Origin of the sequence: Streptomyces sp. NPDC047917, assembly GCF_043204345.1 — a bacterium.
In the GTDB taxonomy this organism is placed as follows: Bacteria; Actinomycetota; Actinomycetes; order Streptomycetales; family Streptomycetaceae; genus Streptomyces; species Streptomyces sanglieri.
In genome coordinates, this window is the sequence record NZ_JBIDCA010000023.1 from 17,923 (window position 1) to 34,125 (window position 16,203).

Consider the following 16,203-nt stretch of genomic DNA (forward strand, 5'->3'; position numbering starts at 1 on the left):
CTGTGTTCGGCGGGCGTTCACATCCGTCCGGATAACGGAACACCCCAGAGCGCATCACGGTTAGGCATCCATTCGCCTGTCGGTATGGCTACCAGTCGTAACGGCAATGAAGACTCCCGCAGCAAGGGCGTCTTGCCGCCTCTGCGTACGACTGACTGATCGCGCCGCCACAGCGGCCAGTTCGGCCCGGCCACCGCCGGTTGAGAGGGGTCCTTGCCACGATGACGGCACCACTGCACGAGCCGACCAAGGAAGCGGATCCGATCGCGGCCGGCGGTCCCGCAGTCGACTCCGGGGTGAAGAAGGTCGAGGGACGGTCGCTCAAGCAGATCGCCTGGAACCGCCTGAAGCAGGACAAGGTCGCTCTGACGGGTGGCATCGTTGTCCTCGTCCTGATCGTGGTGGCCGTCTTCGCGCCGCTGATCGTGAACCTGTTCGGGCACCCGCCGAACGAGTTCCACCAGGACCTGCTCGACCCGCTGACCAATCTCCCCACGGGCAGCCTCGGCGGCGTGAGCGGCGACTACCTGTTCGGCGTCGAGCCCAACAAGGGGCGCGACATCTTCAGCCGGATCGTCTACGGCGCCCGGATCTCGCTGCTGGTGGCGTTCCTGGCGGCCCTGGTCGCCGTCGCCCTCGGCACCCTCTTCGGGATCATCGCCGGCTACTTCGGCGGCTGGGTGGACGCGGTGATCAGCCGGGTCATGGACGTGCTGCTCTCCTTCCCGCAGCTCCTCTTCATCATCTCCCTGGTCTCGGTCCTCCCCGACGACCTGCTCGGGCTCACCGGCAGCGGCGTGCGCATCGCCGTACTCGTCGCCGTCATCGGCTTCTTCGGCTGGCCCTACGTCGGACGCATCGTCCGCGGGCAGACGCTCTCGCTGCGCGAGCGCGAGTACGTGGAGGCGGCGCGCAGCCTCGGCGGCGGGCGGACGCACATCCTCTTCCGCGAGCTGCTGCCCAACCTGGTGGCGCCGATCACCGTCTACGCGACGCTGATGATCCCCACCAACATCCTCACCGAGGCGGCCCTCAGCTTCCTGGGCGCCGGTGTCCGGCCGCCGACCGCCTCCTGGGGCGGAATGCTGCGGGACGCGCTGGAGACGTACGAGCACGACCCGATGTTCATGGTCTTCCCCGGCGTGACGATCTTCATCACCGTGCTGGCCTTCAACCTCTTCGGGGACGGGCTGCGCGACGCCCTGGACCCCAAGGGGACCCGATAACCCACGACTTGCCCCTGCCGCATCGTCAGGTGGCTTTTCCCATGGTTCTCCGGCAAGCAACGGCCTGGGACCGCGATCTCGGAGGTTACGAGAAAATGTCCACAGTTACCTCGAAACGACGGCTCACCGCTGGTGCGGCCCTCGTGGTCGCGGCGCTGATGACCACCACGGCGTGCGGCGGCGGCGACGACAGCGAAGGCGGCGGCAAGTCGAAGGGCGCCGGCTTCAACGCCGCGTTCAACAAGGTCGCCAACCCGTCCACCAAAACGGGTGGAACGCTGAAGATGGTCGGCAAGCAGGACCTCGACTCCGCCGACCCCCAGCGTGCCTACTACGGCATGGCCTGGGACTTCATGCGCTTCTACACCCGCCAGCTGGTCAGCTACGACACCAAGCCGGGTGCGGGCTCCACCAAGCTGGTCGGCGACCTGGCCACCGGCCCCGGTGAGATCACCGACGGCGGCAAGACCTACACGTACAAGCTGCGTGACGGCATCACCTGGGAGGACGGCTCGAAGCTGACCTCCAAGGACGTCAAGTACGGCATCGAGCGCATCTGGGCGACGGACACCATCACCGGTGGCCCGCAGTACCTCAAGCAGACGCTGGACCCCAAGGGCGAGTACAAGGGCCCCTACAAGGACAAGTCCGCGGACAAGCTCGGTCTCAAGTCGATCGAGACGCCCGACGACAACACCATCGTCTTCAAGCTGCCCAAGCCCAACGGTGACTTCGAGCAGTTCCTCGCCATGCCGTCCGGCTCGCCCGTGAAGGCGGACAAGGACAACGGCGCCAAGTACACCCAGCGCCCGTTCTCCTCCGGCCCGTACAAGTTCGAGTCGTACAAGCCGGGCAAGAGCATCGTGCTCGTCCGCAACGACAAGTGGCAGAAGGCCTCCGACCCGCTGCGCGCCGCGCTCCCGGACAAGGTCACCGTGACGATCTCCGCCAACCTGGAGGAGAACGACAAGAAGCTGATGGAGGGCGACTACGACGTCGACCTCAACGGCACCGGCATGACCCAGTCCGGCCGCGTCACCGCCGTCCAGGACCACAAGGACAGCGTCGACAACATGCAGACGTCCTTCGTCCGCTACGTCGCGCTCGTCCACACCGCGAAGCCGCTGGACGACGTCCACTGCCGCAAGGCCGTCTTCTACGCCACCGACTTCGCCGGTCTCCAGCAGACCCGCGGTGGCGAGATCGCCGGTGGTGCGATCGCCAACAGCACCCTGCCGGTCTCCATCAAGGGTCACAGCGACTACGACCCGTACGGCGTCCTCGCCCGCAAGGGCAAGCCGGACCTGGCCAAGGCCAAGGACGAGCTGAAGCAGTGCGGTCACCCGACCGGCTTCTCCACCAAGCTCACCGCCCGCAACAACAACCCGGGCGAGGTCGACACCGCCGAGGCGCTCCAGGAGCAGCTCGGCAAGGTCGGCATCAAGATCGAGGTCGACCCGCTCGACGGCGCCGAGGCGTCCAGCATCACCGGCTCGCCGTCCGTCGTGAAGAAGCGCGGCTACGGCATGACGATGAGCGGCTGGGGCCCGGACTTCCCGTCCGGCCAGGGCTTCGGCCAGCCGCTGTGGGACAGCCGGTTCCTCTCGGACACCGGTAACTACAACGAGTCCCAGATCAAGGACCCGCAGATCGACAAGCTCTTCGACAACGCGATCGCGGAGACCGACCCGGTCAAGGCCGGCGAGATCTACAAGGCTCTCGACAAGCGGATCCTCGACCAGGCCGACTGGATGCCCTTCATCTACGAGAAGAACATCACCTGGCGCGGCAGCCGTCTGACGAACGCCTACATGTCCGACGCCTACAACGGCCGTTACGACTACGTCTCGCTCGGCGTCGTCAAGTAGCCGCTGTAGTCAACAGCATCTGCAGTCAACCCGGTTGACTGTTCCACCGCCGCCGAAACCCGCCAGTCCGAAGGGCAGGTGAGGGCCGGGGCGGTGGCCGGGAGCCCCCACAAGGGGTTCCCGGCCACCGCCGGGCCGCACACAGTGCTTGCTTATCTCATCCGGCGCCTGTTCGCCGTAGTCATCATGGTGCTCGTCGTACTGCTCGCGACGTTCACCATCTTCTTCATGCTGCCCAAGTGGGCGGGTCAGGACGTCGCAGTCCTCTTCGCCGGCAAGGCCACGGGTGTCGAGCAGCTCCAGGGCATCCGGATCAAACTGGGTCTCGACGACCCCCTCCTCGTCCAGTTCTGGGACTTCGTCAAGGGCATCCCGATGGGACGCGACTACGCGAACGGTGCCGATGTCACCCACTGCGCCGCGCCCTGCTTCGGGTACTCCTTCCGCACGGAGGTCCCCGTCTGGACCACCCTCAAGGACGCGCTGCCCGTGACCGGCGCGCTCGCCGCCGGTGCCTGCGTGCTGTGGCTCCTCGGCGGCGTCGCCACCGGTGTGGTGTCCGCGCTCCGGCGCGGCACGATCTGGGACCGCGCCGCGATGACCACGGCGCTCGCCGGCGTCTCGCTGCCGATCTTCTTCACCGGCATGGTCGCCATGGGCCTGTTCGTGCACAACTTCGGCTGGGTCCACATCGCCGACAACCTCTCCACGGACGACGGCATCGGCACCTGGTTCCAGAGCCTGATCCTGCCGTGGATCGTGCTCGCCTTCCTGAACGCCGCGATGTACGCCCGCCTCACCAGAGCCACCATGCTCGAAGTGCTCGGCGAGGACTACATCCGCACCGCCCGCGCCAAGGGCCTGGGCGAGGGCACCGTCATCACCCGGCACGCCCTGCGGTCCGCGATGACTCCGATCCTCACCGTCTTCGGTCTGGACATCGGCGTGCTCCTCGGTGGCGCCGTCCTCACCGAGTCCACGTTCAACCTGCCCGGGCTCGGGCTCGCCGCGGTCCAGGCGATCAGCAACAAGGACCTGCCGGTGATTCTCGGCGTCACCCTGTTCGCGGCTCTCGCGATCGCCGTCGCCAACCTCGTCGTCGACATCATGTACGCCGTCATCGACCCGCGAGTGAGGCTGGGATGACCGAACTGCACAAGAGCGGTGCCGCGCTGGGCGAACCCTCCCCGGCCGGCTCGCCCGCTCCCACCGCCTTCCTCGAAGTGCGCGACCTCAAGGTGCACTTCCCGACCGACGACGGCCTGGTCAAGTCCGTCGACGGGCTCAACTTCCAGCTGGAGAAGGGCAAGACCCTCGGGATCGTCGGCGAGTCCGGCTCCGGCAAGTCCGTCACCTCGCTGGGCATCATGGGCCTGCACACCACGGGCCAGTACGGCAAGCGCAAGGCGCAGGTCTCCGGCGAGATCTGGCTGGACGGCAAGGAGCTGCTGTCCGCCGACCCCGACGAGGTGCGCAAGCTGCGCGGCCGCGACATGGCCATGATCTTCCAGGACCCGCTGTCCGCGCTGCACCCGTACTACACGATCGGCAAGCAGATCGTGGAGGCGTACCGGGTCCATCACAGCGTCGACAAGAAGACCGCCCGCAAGAGGGCGGTCGAGATGCTCGACCGGGTAGGCATCCCGCAGCCCGACAAGCGCGTCGACAGCTACCCGCACGAGTTCTCCGGCGGTATGCGCCAGCGCGCGATGATCGCCATGTCGCTGGTCAACAACCCCGAGCTGCTGATCGCCGACGAGCCGACGACCGCGCTGGACGTCACCGTCCAGGCGCAGATCCTCGACCTGATCCGGGACCTGCAGAAGGAGTTCGGCTCCGCGGTCATCATCATCACCCACGACCTGGGCGTCGTGGCCGAGCTCGCCGACGACATCCTGGTGATGTACGGCGGGCGCTGCGTGGAGCGCGGACCGGCCGAGAAGGTGTTCTACGAGCCCCGGCACCCCTACACCTGGGGCCTGCTGGGCTCGATGCCGCGCCTGGACCGCGACCAGACCGACCGGCTCATCCCGGTCAAGGGTTCCCCGCCGTCGCTCATCAACATCCCGTCGGGCTGCGCCTTCAACCCGCGCTGCCCGTACGCGGACGTGCCCAAGGACGACGTCACCCGCACCGTACGGCCCGAGCTCCAGGAGGTCGGCGGCCGGCACTGGGCGGCCTGCCACCTGTCGCCGGAGCAGCGGGAGCGTATCTGGACCGAAGAGATTGCGCCCAAGCTGTGAGCGAGGACAAGGCCGTGACGAGCGAGGACAAGGGCGTCGACGTTCCGGCGCAGAGGTCGGCCGGTGACACCGCCTCCCGCGAGGTGCTGCTCAAGGTGACCGGGCTGCAGAAGCACTTCCCCATCAAGAAGGGGCTGCTGCAGCGCAACGCCGGTGCGGTGAAGGCCGTCGACGGGATCGACTTCGAGGTGCGCTCGGGCGAGACCCTGGGCGTCGTCGGCGAGTCCGGCTGCGGCAAGTCGACGATGGGCCGGCTGATCACCCGGCTGCTCGAACCCACCGCGGGGAAGATCGAGTTCGAGGGGAGGGACATCACGCACCTCGGCGTGGGCGGCATGCGCCCGATGCGCCGGGACATGCAGATGATCTTCCAGGACCCGTACTCCTCGCTGAACCCACGGCACACGATCGGCACGATCGTGGGCGCCCCCTTCAAGCTTCAGGGCGTCACGCCGGACGGTGGCGTCCGCAAGGAGGTGCAGCGGCTGCTGGAGGTCGTGGGCCTGAACCCCGAGCACTACAACCGCTACCCGCACGAGTTCTCCGGCGGTCAGCGCCAGCGCATCGGGATCGCCCGCGCACTGGCGCTCAACCCCAGGATGGTCGTGGCGGACGAGCCGGTGTCGGCGCTGGACGTGTCGATCCAGGCGCAGGTGGTGAACCTGCTCGACGACCTCCAGAGCGAGCTGGGCCTCACGTACGTGATCATCGCCCACGACCTGTCGGTGGTCCGGCACGTCTCGGACCGGATCGCGGTGATGTACCTCGGCAAGATCGTGGAGCTCGCAGACCGCGAGTCGCTCTACCGGGCGCCGATGCACCCGTACACGAAGGCGCTGCTCTCGGCGGTCCCGATCCCGGACCCCAGGCGCCGGTCGGTCAAGAGCGAGCGGATCCTGCTCAAGGGCGACGTGCCCTCGCCGATCTCGCCGCCCAGCGGCTGCCGCTTCCACACCCGGTGCTGGAAGGCGACGGAGGTCTGCAAGACGCAGGAACCGCCGCTGGCCGCGCTGAAGACCGGGCACCAGGTGGCCTGCCACCACCCGGAGAACGCGCCCGACCAGGTGCCCGGCGAGACGGTCACCGCGGCGGCGCGCGAGGCGATCCAGATCGTCGACGTGCAGAAGCCGGAGGCCGCCGGGGCGACCGGGGCGGAGGGTGGCGCCTCCTCGCCCGATACGCCGGAGGACAGCACGAAGGAGTAGTACCGGCACAATTGCCCGGTGCTCAACGAACTGTTCACGCCCTCCGTCCAGCATGCGCTCGACATCGTCGGAATCTTCGTCTTCGCGATCTCCGGCGCTCTGCTCGCCGTACGCAAGAACTTCGATGTCTTCGGCATCGCGGTGCTCGCCGAGGTGACCGCGCTGGGCGGGGGGCTGTTCCGTGACATCGTCATCGGGGCGGTCCCGCCCGCGGCCTTCACGGATCTCGGCTACTTCACCACCCCGCTGCTCGCCGCCGTCCTGGTGTTCTTCATGCACCCGCACGTCGAGCGGATCCAGGTCGGCGTCAATGTCTTCGACGCGGCGGGCCTGGGACTGTTCTGCGTCACGGGCACGGTCAAGGCGTACGACTACGGCCTGGGGCTCACCGCGTCGGCGGCCCTCGGTCTCGCCACCGCGGTCGGCGGCGGTGTGCTGCGTGACGTGCTGGCCAACGAGGTGCCCTCGCTGCTGCGCTGGGACCGCGATCTGTATGCGGTGCCCGCCATCGTCGGCGCCGCGATGATCGTCCTCTGCATCCGCTTCGACACGCTCAACGCGTTCACCAGCGGCACCGCCGTGATCGTCGCCTTCGTGCTGCGGCTGCTGGCGATGCGCTACCACTGGCGGGCCCCGCGCGCCTACAACCGGAAGTCCGCGTCGGCCGAGGAGAGCCCGGCGGCCACCTGAGACGCATTCCGCGAGACGTGTTCCGTGAGACATATTTCGCGAGACCGTTCCAGCCAAAAAGCTACCGCTCAGTAATACAATCGGTGTACGGTGCATCGCATGGCACAGGCAGCAGAGCAGGCGGCGCGGACCGGACAGGCGACCATCGGGGACAGCGAGTTCGACCGCGACACCGCCGTCACCCTTCGCGAGGACGGCGTCTACGACGCCGAACTCTCCGCCGGATGGACGATCATCCAAGCCGTCAACGGTGGATATCTGCTGGCCATGCTGGGTCGTGCGCTCGGCCAGGCCCTGCCGCACCCGGACCCCTTCTCCGTCTCGGCGCACTACCTCACCGCCTCCGTCCCCGGCCCCGCGGTGATCCGGACCCAGACCGTCCGTACCGGCCGTACCCTCTCCACCGGTCAGGCCTCCCTCTTCCAGTTCGCGCAGGACGGTACGGAGGTCGAGCGCATCCGGGTCATCGCCACCTACGGCGACCTGGACGGACTGTCCGACGAGGTCCGTACGTCGGCGAAGCCGCCGGCCATCCCGCCGGTGGAGTACTGCCTCGGCCCGGGCGACGGCCCCGCCCCGATCCCCGGCAGCTCCGCCATCACCGGACGGCTCGACATCAAGCTCGACCCGGCGACGGTCGGCTGGGCCGTCGGCGCACCCTCGGGCAAGGGCGAGATGCGCGGCTGGTTCGGTCTCTCGGACGGCCGCGACGCCGACCCGCTCTCGCTGCTGCTCACCGTCGACGCGCTGCCGCCCACCTCGTTCGAGCTGGGTATCAAGGGCTGGACGCCCACCATCGAGCTCACCACCCACATCCGCTGCCGCCCGGCCCCCGGCCCGCTGCGCGTCTCCATCACCACCCGCAACCTCGCGGGCGGCTTCCTGGAGGAGGACGCGGAGGTCTGGGACAGCGCGGACCGGCTGGTGGCCCAGTCCCGCCAGCTGGCCCGCGCACCGCGCTCCTGACGGCCGGCGGCGGCCGGGGGAACTGGGCAGAGGCACCGGGGCGCCGGGCAGGGACGCCGGGAACTGGACAGAGGCACCGGGGCGCCGGGCAGGGACGCCGGGAACTGGACAGGGGCAGAGGCGGGGGCGGGGCACGGGCGAGGGTCGCGGACGCGAGAGGCTGGTGAGGTGAAATCCGACCGGCTGCTCTCGATCCTCCTGCTGCTCCAGACCCGCGGTCTGGTGCCCGCCACCGAGCTGGCCGAGCGCCTCGAAGTCTCCGTACGCACCATCTACCGCGACATCGAGGCGCTGTCCGCCTCCGGCGTCCCGGTCTACGCCGAGCGCGGGCGGCACGGCGGCATCGCGCTGCTGCCCGGGTTCCGCACCGATGTCACCGGGCTCACCGCCGACGAGGCCCGTGCCCTCTTCGTCCTCGCCGCCGAGGGCGCCCATGCCGCGCTCGGCCTCGACGAGGCGCTCGGCTCCGCGCTGCGCAAGGTGATGGCCGCCCTGCCCGAACCGCACCGGCCCGCCGCCGAGCTGACCAGCAGGCGGATCCTGGTCGACCCGGTGCGCTGGATGAGCGGCCCGCAGCCCGCCGTCGACGTGGCCGAACTCCACGACGCCGTCTTCGCCGACCGGCGGTTGCGGCTGGACTACCGCCACAGCGGTACGGGCACCCCGCGCACCTACACCGTCGATCCGTACGGCCTCGTCGTGAAGGCGGGCGTCTGGTACCTGGTGGCGGACCGGGACGGGGTGCCCCGGCTCTTCCGGGCCGACCGGGTGCGGCGCGCCACCCTCGCGGACGAAGCGGTCGTGCGGCGGCCCGGGGTGGAACTGGCGGACCTGTGGGACGCCCTGCGCCGACAGGTCGAGGAACGGCCGGGGCGCGTGCGGCTGTCGGTACGCGTGCACCGCTCCCGGCTCGATCTGTTCGTACGCCTGCACGGCGGGGCACTGACGGGGGAGCCGCAGCCGGACGACCTGGACGGCCCGGGCGGCCCGGAGGACCCGGACGGTTCCGACGGCCCGGAGGTGGGCGCGGCCGGAGACGGGTGCGGGGAGTGGGTGCGGGCCGAGCTGGCCGTGGACTCGGTCGAGTGGGCCCGCGCCCTGCTCTCCTTCGGCCCGAACGTGGAAGTGGTCTCGCCGCCCGAGGCGCGGGACGTCCTCCTGCGTCACGCGGTGGCGGTCGTGGAGCTGTACGGGGAAGCGGGCGGGCCCTGAGGGGCCGGCGCGGCCTCAAGGGGTGCCGGCGCCGCCCGTGTCGTCCAGCCAGTGCAGCCGGCCGAGGTTGATCAGCCTCAGCCGGCGGCGGGCCACCCGGGCCACCTCCTGCTCGCCGCCCGGTCCCACGTCCAGCAGCGCCGACGTGGTGATCACCATGAGGTCGACATAGAGACCTCCCAGCATCAGCAGGTCCTCCTCGCTCCACCCCCGTGACTGCGGTTCTCCCGCGATGGCCGCCGCCACTTCCTCCGCGAAGAGCCGCAGTTGGGCCGCTATGGCCGCGCGGACCGGGCCCGCGCCGCCGTGCTGTTCCCGGGCGATGAAGCGGAAGTGGGCGGGCTGTTCGCCGACATGGCGCAGGATCAGCTCGACGCCGCGCCCCAGGCGCTCCTCGCTGTCGCCGGTCTCGGCGAGGACCGCGCCGATCATTCCGTGCAGGCTGCCCAGCGCCTCCTCGACGAGTGCCACACCGAGCGCGGCGGTGTCGTCGAAGTGCCGGTAGAAGGCGGTGGGCGTGAGGCCCGCGGCCCGGGTCACCTCGCGCAGCCCGAGGCTGCTGAGGCTCTGATGCTCCAGGAGTCCGAGTGCGGCGTCCAGCAGCGCCTGACGGGTTCTCAGCTTCTGGGTCTGGCGGACGCCGAAGGTGTGACTCATGCCATTCAGTAAACAACTGTTCTCCGGAGTGGGGAAGTGATGGGCGGGTCTAGACTGGCAAGTCAGTGAACAGTCGTACTCTCAAATGCTCGTGGAGAGCCCGCGGAAAGGCTGAACATGATCGCCCTCGTCGTCGCCCTGCTCCTGCTCGGGATCGTGCTCGGAGCGGTGGCCCAGATCCCGCTGCCGCTGAGCCTCGTATGCACCGCCGCGATCGGCTGCTGGCTGCTGGTCTTCGCCGTGCGGGAGCGGACGGGTGCGCGGCGCCGTTCGCAGTGACCACCGCCCGGGCTGTCCCGGCTGTCCCTGCCGTCGCGGCCGTTGCTCCGGCCGCCGGTCCGATTCCCCTTCCGGCCACCGATACGAAGGAGCCCGTGTCATGACACTCACCACACCGATCCGCCGGCCCGGGGCGGACGGGGCGACTCCCGCCGAAGCCGCTCCAGGAACCGACGTCGCCACCGCGCCGAAGGGGCCGTCGCGCGGCACCCGGGACGCCGATGGGCTGGCCGTGGCCTCGTTCGTGCTCGGGCTCGTCGGCCTGCTGGTGATGAACATCCTGCTCGGCCCGGCCGCCATCGTGATGGCGATACTCGCCCTCGTCCGGTCCACGTCCCGCCGCGGCCGCGCCCTGCTCGGGCTCGCGCTCGGCATCGCCGACCTCGTGGTCCTCGCCTTCCTCGTCGCCGGAAACGGCGTCGTCGCCTGGAACTTCGGCGGCTGAACCGGGCGGAGCGGACCTCGCCGCCGCGGTGCTCGGGTCCCGGGACACCGGGTGCCCGCCGTACGTCCCGCCCCGGGCCCGCGGAGACCGTGGTGTCCTCCGGTCGCTCGACAGGGCCGCCCGCATCCTGTTCGATCATGGATGGCACAGCGGGCGTCCGTCTGGGGTGGGCTGCGGCGAGGGAGAGGGTGCGTGCTGGAGATAGCGGGGATCGGGGCAGCGGAGGAGCGGGTCTACCGCCACCTGGTGGAGGTACGGGGTGCGGGCGTGGACGAGATCGTCCAGCGGCTCCACATCCGGGAACGCGAGGCGGCGTCGCTTCTGTCCTCCCTGCATGACAAGGGCCTGGTCGGGCGGCTGCCGGGCGACGGCGGAATGCGTTACGTACCCGTCCCGCCGGACGTGGCGCTCCAGCCTCTGCTGTCGCGCGGCCAGGAAGCGCTGGAGTGGGCGCGGCGTGGAGTGGAGCAGTTGGCCGAGGAGTACCGGGCGGGCGGCCGGCGCCATGACGCCGGGCAACTGGTCGAGGTGATCACCGGGGCCGGCGCCATCCGTCAGCAGCTGCGTCAACTCGCCTACGGGGCCCGCAGTGACCTGCGGTGGTTCTGCAAGGCCGATCCCGTGGCGCTGCGCGCCCAGGACAACGACGAGGAGTTCGAGCTGCTCGCCAAGGGCATCCGCTACGAGGCGATCTACGAACGGGCCTGCCTGGAGCAGCCCGGCATGGTCGACAACGTCGCCCAGGGCATCCGCGCCGGGGAAGTGGCCCGTGCCACCAGCGCACTCCCCGTACGCATGGTCATCGTCGACAGCTCTGTCGCCGTCTGCCCGCTGATGCCGGGCAGCCCGACCGGCACCCGCGGCGAGCCGACCGCCGCGATCATCCGCAGCAGCACTCTCCTGGACGCCCTCGTCGCCCTGTTCGACATCCACTGGGCGGCGGGGACCCCACTGCACGTCACGGAGGCGGGCGAGCTGGCCGACTTCCCCGACGGCATGGGCCCGGGCGGCAGTCTCGCCGACGACGAGCGCTATCTGCTCTCCCTGGTCGTCGCGGGCGTGACGGACAAGGCGATCGCCACCCAGCTGCGGGTCAGCCAGCGCACGGTGCAGCGCCGGATCACCGCGCTGATGCAGCGGGCGGGCGCGACGACGCGTACACAGCTGGTGTGGCAGGCGGCGCGGCGCGACTGGCTGTCCTGAGGGACGCACGGAAGCCGCGACCGGGGCCGGCCGCGGCTTCCGGATCTCGCGTACTACCTGAGCGCGTACGCCCGCTCGATCTCCTGCGTCACCTCGTTGCCCGCGTCGTCCCAGGCGCGGACCCGCAGCGTGACGTACCCGCTGGTGCGGGCCGTCGAGGGGTGGGTGACCCGGACACGGTAGGCGCCGTCGCCCCGGGCGGAAGCCTTCGCCGCCCGCCAGTGCCCGCCGTCGTCGTACGAGACGGACACCTCCATGCCCTTCACGGAACGGCCCGTCAGGCCGTCCTGGTGACGGGCGCTCACTCCGAAGGCGAAGGACCCCGAGTCGGGGGCGGCGCCCCGGAGGTCGGTGGCCACGTCGTAGTCGAGCTGGAGGAGCGGAAGCGGGGACCGCGCGCCCTCGGCCGGGCGCGGGGCCGTGAACGACCAGCGGGTGCTGGTGGCCCGCGAGAGGGTGCCCTCGGGGCTGGTGCGCTTCACGTCCAGGTCCAACTGGTAACGGCCGTCGCTCCCGCCCGCGGGGAAGGGGCCCCACGCCCGGGGGCCTTCGGCGAGGATCTCGCCGTCGTGACGGAGTACGGCCCGGGTCTCGTCGGGGTAAGGGGTGTTGGCGTCCTTGCGGGGCAGAGCGTAGCCGTAGTGGCCGGAGGCGCTGTCGGCGAACTCGGGTATCCCGATGGTCAGCTGGTCGCCCTCGCGGTAGGCGAGCCCTTCGACGCCCCGGGGGATCGCCGGGCGCACCACGGGGGCGTACCAGCTCTCCGTGACGCGCTCACCGGGCCGGTAGGTGCGCAGGGAGCCGAACATTCCGGTCCCCGCGGCCTGGCCCGCCCAGGCGTTGCGGGGGTTGACCCAGTGCAGCCACCGGGTGTCGGCGGGACCGCTCACGTACTCCGTCCGCGCCTGCCCGGTGCGGACGTACCGGGCCTGCTGGGAGAGGTACACGCCCTCCCACGGACGCCAGGACGGCCGGTTCTCCGTGACGTAGCGCGTCCCGCCGGTGTCCGGGTAGCGCGAGACCACGGTGGCCGTGTTCTTCGGCCCGACCTTGTGGACGACGTGCTCCGGGATGCGCTGTTCGGCGACCTGCACGACGTCGTAGAGGTAGGGGCTTTCCGGGGTCCCCCTCAGCTTCAGCACGGTGCCCGGGGCGCGCAGCCGCTGTGCGGCGGCGTGGGAGGCGTAGAGCCCGATCGCCGGCAGCCGTTGGCCCACCGGCTGCCAGGTGGCTGCCGCGTACCTGTCGCCGCCGGCGGTGGTGACGGCGGCCGCGGCCCCCTCCCGGGCGGCCGTGGCCACCGCCTCGTCGTACTCCACGCCCTCCAGTTCCACGAGCACCGCCGCTCCGCGGACGTCGATGCCCCGTGCGCGCAGCGCCGCGTAGTCCTCGGGGCGTCCGTGACCGGCGTCCACCACCCGCAGGCTTCGTGTGCCTTCCACGGCGGGGGAGTTGTGCAGCAGACGGACGGGGACATCGGATGCGCGGGCGCCGGAGACCGCGCGTGCGCGGAGCATCGCTGCCGTCAGCTGCCAGCGGGAGGTGAACTCGAAGGTTCCCTCGGTGAACTTCTCGGTGGGCGTGACATAGAGGAGCTGACCGCCGCTGTGTCCGTTGGTGAAGGAGCTGGTGAACTCCCGGTCGCCGGACTTCCAGTGGGTGGAGAAGACCATCGAGCCCCGCTGCTCGGCGGGCTTGGGGGTCCGGATCTCCACGGGGACCGCCTTGCGCGCGTCGAGCACCAGGTCCATGGCGCCGCCCACCCGCAGCCGGGGGTCGACCACCAGGCTGCTGGAGACGTTCTCCTCCGAGGCCTGCGTGATGACACCGTGCAGGTAGTAACTGCCCTCGGGGAGGGCCACCGTCAGGCTCTGCCCCGCCGGCACCGCCTGGACGACGTCGAAGCGGCCCGTGGGGCCCAGCAGGATCAGCGGCCAGATGGTCGCCGGCTGCCCGGCGCGATCGATGCCGCGCACGGTGACCTTGTGCGTGACCGGGTCCTTCGCCGCGGAGAGAACGGTGTGCGCGACGGTCTGCCCGTCGGCCGAGGTGGCGGTGAGACGGCCGCCGTAGACACCTTCCGGCAGTGCGGACGCGTCAAGGGTCACGGTCACGTCTGCGGTGCCGTGGGCGGGCACGGTGACCTGCTCGGGGGCGTCCATGGCGGCCGCCGGGGCCGGGGAGCCGTAGAGCTTGTCGAAGGTGGTGTCCAGGGCGAGCGAGACGGACGCGTCACCGTCGTTGGTATAGGTGACGTCCACCTTCTGCGGGCCCGCGTCCGGGGTCAGGGTGCCGAAGCTGGTGGTGCCGGTGGCGCGCACCCGCTGGCGCACCGAGCGGGCCACATCCACCCGGCCGGTGCCCTGCTCGTAGACCGTCCGGTCGGGGGCGGTACGCGTCGTGCTCATCAACGCGTCCTTGAGCTGCGGGCCGCTCCAGTCGGGGTGCTGCCCGGCCAGGATCGCCGCAGCGCCCGCCACGTGCGGGGTCGCCATGGACGTACCCGAGGCGGTGGTGTAGGCCGCGTCCACCGGGTCGCCCATGGACGTGCCGGCCGCGCGGGCGGCGACGATGCCGACGCCGGGAGCGGTGAGGTCGGGCTTGGCGCCGTTGTCCCCGACGCGCGGGCCGCGGCTGGAGAAGGGGGCCAGCTCGTCGTCGCGGTCGACGGCGCCCACGGTCAGCGCGCTCGCCGCGGCGCCCGGGGAGCCCACCGAGTAGTCGGACCCCGTGTTGCCCGCCGCGACGACGAAGAGGGTGCCGGTCTCCTTGCTGAGGTCGTCGAGGACGAGGCTGAGTATGTCCGTGCCGTCGGTGGCGTCGCCGCCCAGGCTCATGCTGACGATGTCGGCGCCCGAGTGGGCGGCCCAGTCCATGCCGCCCATGATGGCGGAGTACGAGCCGGAGCCGGCGTCGTCGAGCACCTTGCCTATCAGCAGCCGGGCACCCGGTGCCACGCCCTTGCGCGAGCCGCCCGAGGCGGCGCCGCTGCCGGCGACGGTGGAGGCGACGTGGGTGCCGTGGCCGTGGCCGTCGTTCGCGCTGGGGCCGTCGGTGAAGTTGCGTACCTCGCCGAGCTTCCCGGCCAGGTCGGGGTGGGTGGCGTCGACGCCGGTGTCCAGGACGGCGACGGTCGCGCCGTGTCCGTCGTAGCCGGCCTGCCACGCCTCGGGCGCACCGATCTGCGCGGTGCTGCGATCGAGGGAGGCGTGGACCTTCGCGTCCAGCCACAGCTTCTCGACGCCGCCCTCGAAGGCCGCGTTCTTGAAGGAGGAGTTCTTGGAAGCGTTCTTCGCACCGCCCTCGGCGCCGCTCCTGGCGAGCGCGTCGTCGTCGATGGCCTTCCAGAAGCGCCCGGCCTGCTTCTTGTCCGCCTTCAGTGCCGAGCCGCGCAGGCTCTTGATGACCAGGCCCTTGCGCGAACCGGTGGGCGCCCCTTTGGACGTGGGGTTCGTGCCGCCGGTGTAGCGGGCGATCAGCGGGATGGCGGAGGTGTGGGCGTCGTCGTACCCCTGCTTGACCAGGGAGGTGATGTTGAACAGCTGCCGGTCCAGTTTGCCGGAGGCGATGTACGGGAGCGCGGCGCGGGGCAGCACGTACAGCTGCTTGTCGATCTCCAGTTGGGTGAAGTCGGCCTGCGAAGCGCCCGAGGCCGGCTCGACGGAGACGGCCTTCCGGCCGCCGGGGAAGGTTTCCAGCCGCACCCGGTCACCGGTCACGAGCGTGACGGCGCTGACCTGGGGGCGGCCGGCGGAGTTCGCGCCGACGGAGGCGGGCGCCGGGGCGGCGCTCGCGCCGGAGGAGGTTGGGGCCAAGGTGGCGATGAGGACTCCTGCCGCCAGTACGGCGGCAGAGCGATACCGTCTGTGCATCGGAACCTTTCCGGAAGGCAAGGGGATGGACACGCGGTGCGGCTCAAGACTGGGGCTCCACTGATCGGCCGCACCAGCCTTTTCCCTGCCGTGCTTGCGACATGTCGCCAAAACGACAGAGCGCGCTCCACCGCGCGTACCGACAGAGCCACCGGGGCCGAGCAGCCCCTCCTCGTCACCGAGCAGCCCCTCCTCGTCACCGGGAACGGGCTCGTCGTCACCGGGAACGGGCTCCTCGCCCGGGACTTCGCCGGGCCGGGAGCGGAGCCCCGACATGCTCCCCGCCCGGACGGACCCGGGGGCGGGGCGAGGAAGACCGCACCGGGCCGTGCAGGAA

13 protein-coding genes are annotated in these 16,203 nt (G+C 70.6%); 11 read left to right on the plus strand and 2 right to left on the minus strand.

The window, feature by feature from the left end; all coding sequences use genetic code 11:
• Positions 1-221 precede the first annotated feature (221 nt).
• From ACGF8B_RS39715 to ACGF8B_RS39750, 8 genes are all read left to right on the plus strand, one after another.
• Positions 222-1,226 (plus strand): ABC transporter permease, encoded by a 1,005-nt coding sequence (locus ACGF8B_RS39715; RefSeq protein WP_342284114.1) that lies wholly within the window; start codon positions 222-224, stop codon positions 1,224-1,226.
• Positions 1,227-1,321: 95 nt separating this feature from the next.
• Complete coding sequence (locus ACGF8B_RS39720) at positions 1,322-3,094, plus strand: ABC transporter substrate-binding protein (RefSeq protein WP_392747526.1); 1,773 nt, start codon at positions 1,322-1,324, stop codon at positions 3,092-3,094.
• 144 nt (positions 3,095-3,238) lie between these two features.
• Complete coding sequence (locus ACGF8B_RS39725) at positions 3,239-4,240, plus strand: ABC transporter permease (RefSeq protein ID WP_124717342.1); 1,002 nt, start codon at positions 3,239-3,241, stop codon at positions 4,238-4,240.
• Positions 4,237-5,337, plus strand: a complete 1,101-nt coding sequence (locus ACGF8B_RS39730; protein WP_392747528.1) for an ABC transporter ATP-binding protein — start codon at positions 4,237-4,239, stop codon at positions 5,335-5,337. Before ACGF8B_RS39725 ends, ACGF8B_RS39730 begins: the two co-directional genes overlap by 4 nt.
• Positions 5,334-6,542, plus strand: coding sequence for an ABC transporter ATP-binding protein (locus ACGF8B_RS39735; RefSeq protein WP_392747530.1), 1,209 nt, complete (start codon positions 5,334-5,336; stop codon positions 6,540-6,542). The genes ACGF8B_RS39730 and ACGF8B_RS39735 overlap by 4 nt, the downstream gene beginning before the upstream one ends.
• 18 nt (positions 6,543-6,560) lie before the next feature.
• Positions 6,561-7,232: a trimeric intracellular cation channel family protein gene (locus tag ACGF8B_RS39740; protein WP_392747532.1), complete on the plus strand. Its 672-nt coding sequence runs from the start codon at positions 6,561-6,563 to the stop codon at positions 7,230-7,232.
• Between the two features lie 99 nt (positions 7,233-7,331).
• Positions 7,332-8,198: a thioesterase family protein gene (locus tag ACGF8B_RS39745; protein ID WP_392747534.1), complete on the plus strand. Its 867-nt coding sequence runs from the start codon at positions 7,332-7,334 to the stop codon at positions 8,196-8,198.
• A gap of 168 nt (positions 8,199-8,366) precedes the next feature.
• Positions 8,367-9,410 carry a helix-turn-helix transcriptional regulator gene (locus ACGF8B_RS39750; RefSeq protein WP_392747536.1) on the plus strand — a complete coding sequence of 348 codons (1,044 nt, stop codon included), beginning with the start codon at positions 8,367-8,369 and terminating at the stop codon, positions 9,408-9,410.
• 15 nt (positions 9,411-9,425) lie between these two features.
• On the opposite strand, the gene ACGF8B_RS39755 is transcribed toward ACGF8B_RS39750, so the two are convergent.
• Entirely contained in the window at positions 9,426-10,067 is a 642-nt protein-coding gene (locus ACGF8B_RS39755) for a TetR family transcriptional regulator (protein ID WP_392747538.1), read from the minus strand.
• Between the two features lie 117 nt (positions 10,068-10,184).
• On the opposite strand from ACGF8B_RS39755, the gene ACGF8B_RS39760 reads away from it, so the two are divergent.
• The 3 genes from ACGF8B_RS39760 to ACGF8B_RS39770 all read left to right on the plus strand — a co-directional run bounded on the left by ACGF8B_RS39760 (position 10,185) and on the right by ACGF8B_RS39770 (position 11,994).
• Positions 10,185-10,346, plus strand: coding sequence for a hypothetical protein (locus ACGF8B_RS39760; protein WP_392747540.1), 162 nt, complete (start codon positions 10,185-10,187; stop codon positions 10,344-10,346).
• A gap of 100 nt (positions 10,347-10,446) precedes the next feature.
• Complete coding sequence (locus tag ACGF8B_RS39765) at positions 10,447-10,791, plus strand: DUF4190 domain-containing protein (protein ID WP_392747542.1); 345 nt, start codon at positions 10,447-10,449, stop codon at positions 10,789-10,791.
• A gap of 192 nt (positions 10,792-10,983) precedes the next feature.
• Entirely contained in the window at positions 10,984-11,994 is a 1,011-nt protein-coding gene (locus ACGF8B_RS39770) for a helix-turn-helix domain-containing protein (RefSeq protein WP_392747544.1), read from the plus strand.
• Between the two features lie 53 nt (positions 11,995-12,047).
• Here ACGF8B_RS39770 and ACGF8B_RS39775 read toward each other — a convergent pair whose 3' ends face one another.
• A complete protein-coding gene (locus tag ACGF8B_RS39775) occupies positions 12,048-15,809 on the minus strand; it encodes a S8 family serine peptidase (RefSeq protein WP_392747546.1) in 3,762 nt (1,253 codons plus the stop codon).
• Between the last annotated feature and the right edge of the window lie 394 nt (positions 15,810-16,203).

What these genes read in the sequence shown, in the direction of transcription:
- ACGF8B_RS39715 (WP_342284114.1), top strand. Translation starts at nt 222, where the DNA reads ATGACGGCACCACTGCACGAGCCGACCAAGGAAGCGGATCCGATCGCG.
- ACGF8B_RS39720 (WP_392747526.1), top strand. Translation starts at nt 1,322, where the DNA reads ATGTCCACAGTTACCTCGAAACGACGGCTCACCGCTGGTGCGGCCCTC.
- ACGF8B_RS39730 (WP_392747528.1), top strand. Translation starts at nt 4,237, where the DNA reads ATGACCGAACTGCACAAGAGCGGTGCCGCGCTGGGCGAACCCTCCCCG.
- ACGF8B_RS39745 (WP_392747534.1), top strand. Translation starts at nt 7,332, where the DNA reads ATGGCACAGGCAGCAGAGCAGGCGGCGCGGACCGGACAGGCGACCATC.
- ACGF8B_RS39755 (WP_392747538.1), bottom strand. Translation starts at nt 10,067, where the DNA reads ATGAGTCACACCTTCGGCGTCCGCCAGACCCAGAAGCTGAGAACCCGT.
- ACGF8B_RS39760 (WP_392747540.1), top strand. Translation starts at nt 10,185, where the DNA reads ATGATCGCCCTCGTCGTCGCCCTGCTCCTGCTCGGGATCGTGCTCGGA.
- ACGF8B_RS39765 (WP_392747542.1), top strand. Translation starts at nt 10,447, where the DNA reads ATGACACTCACCACACCGATCCGCCGGCCCGGGGCGGACGGGGCGACT.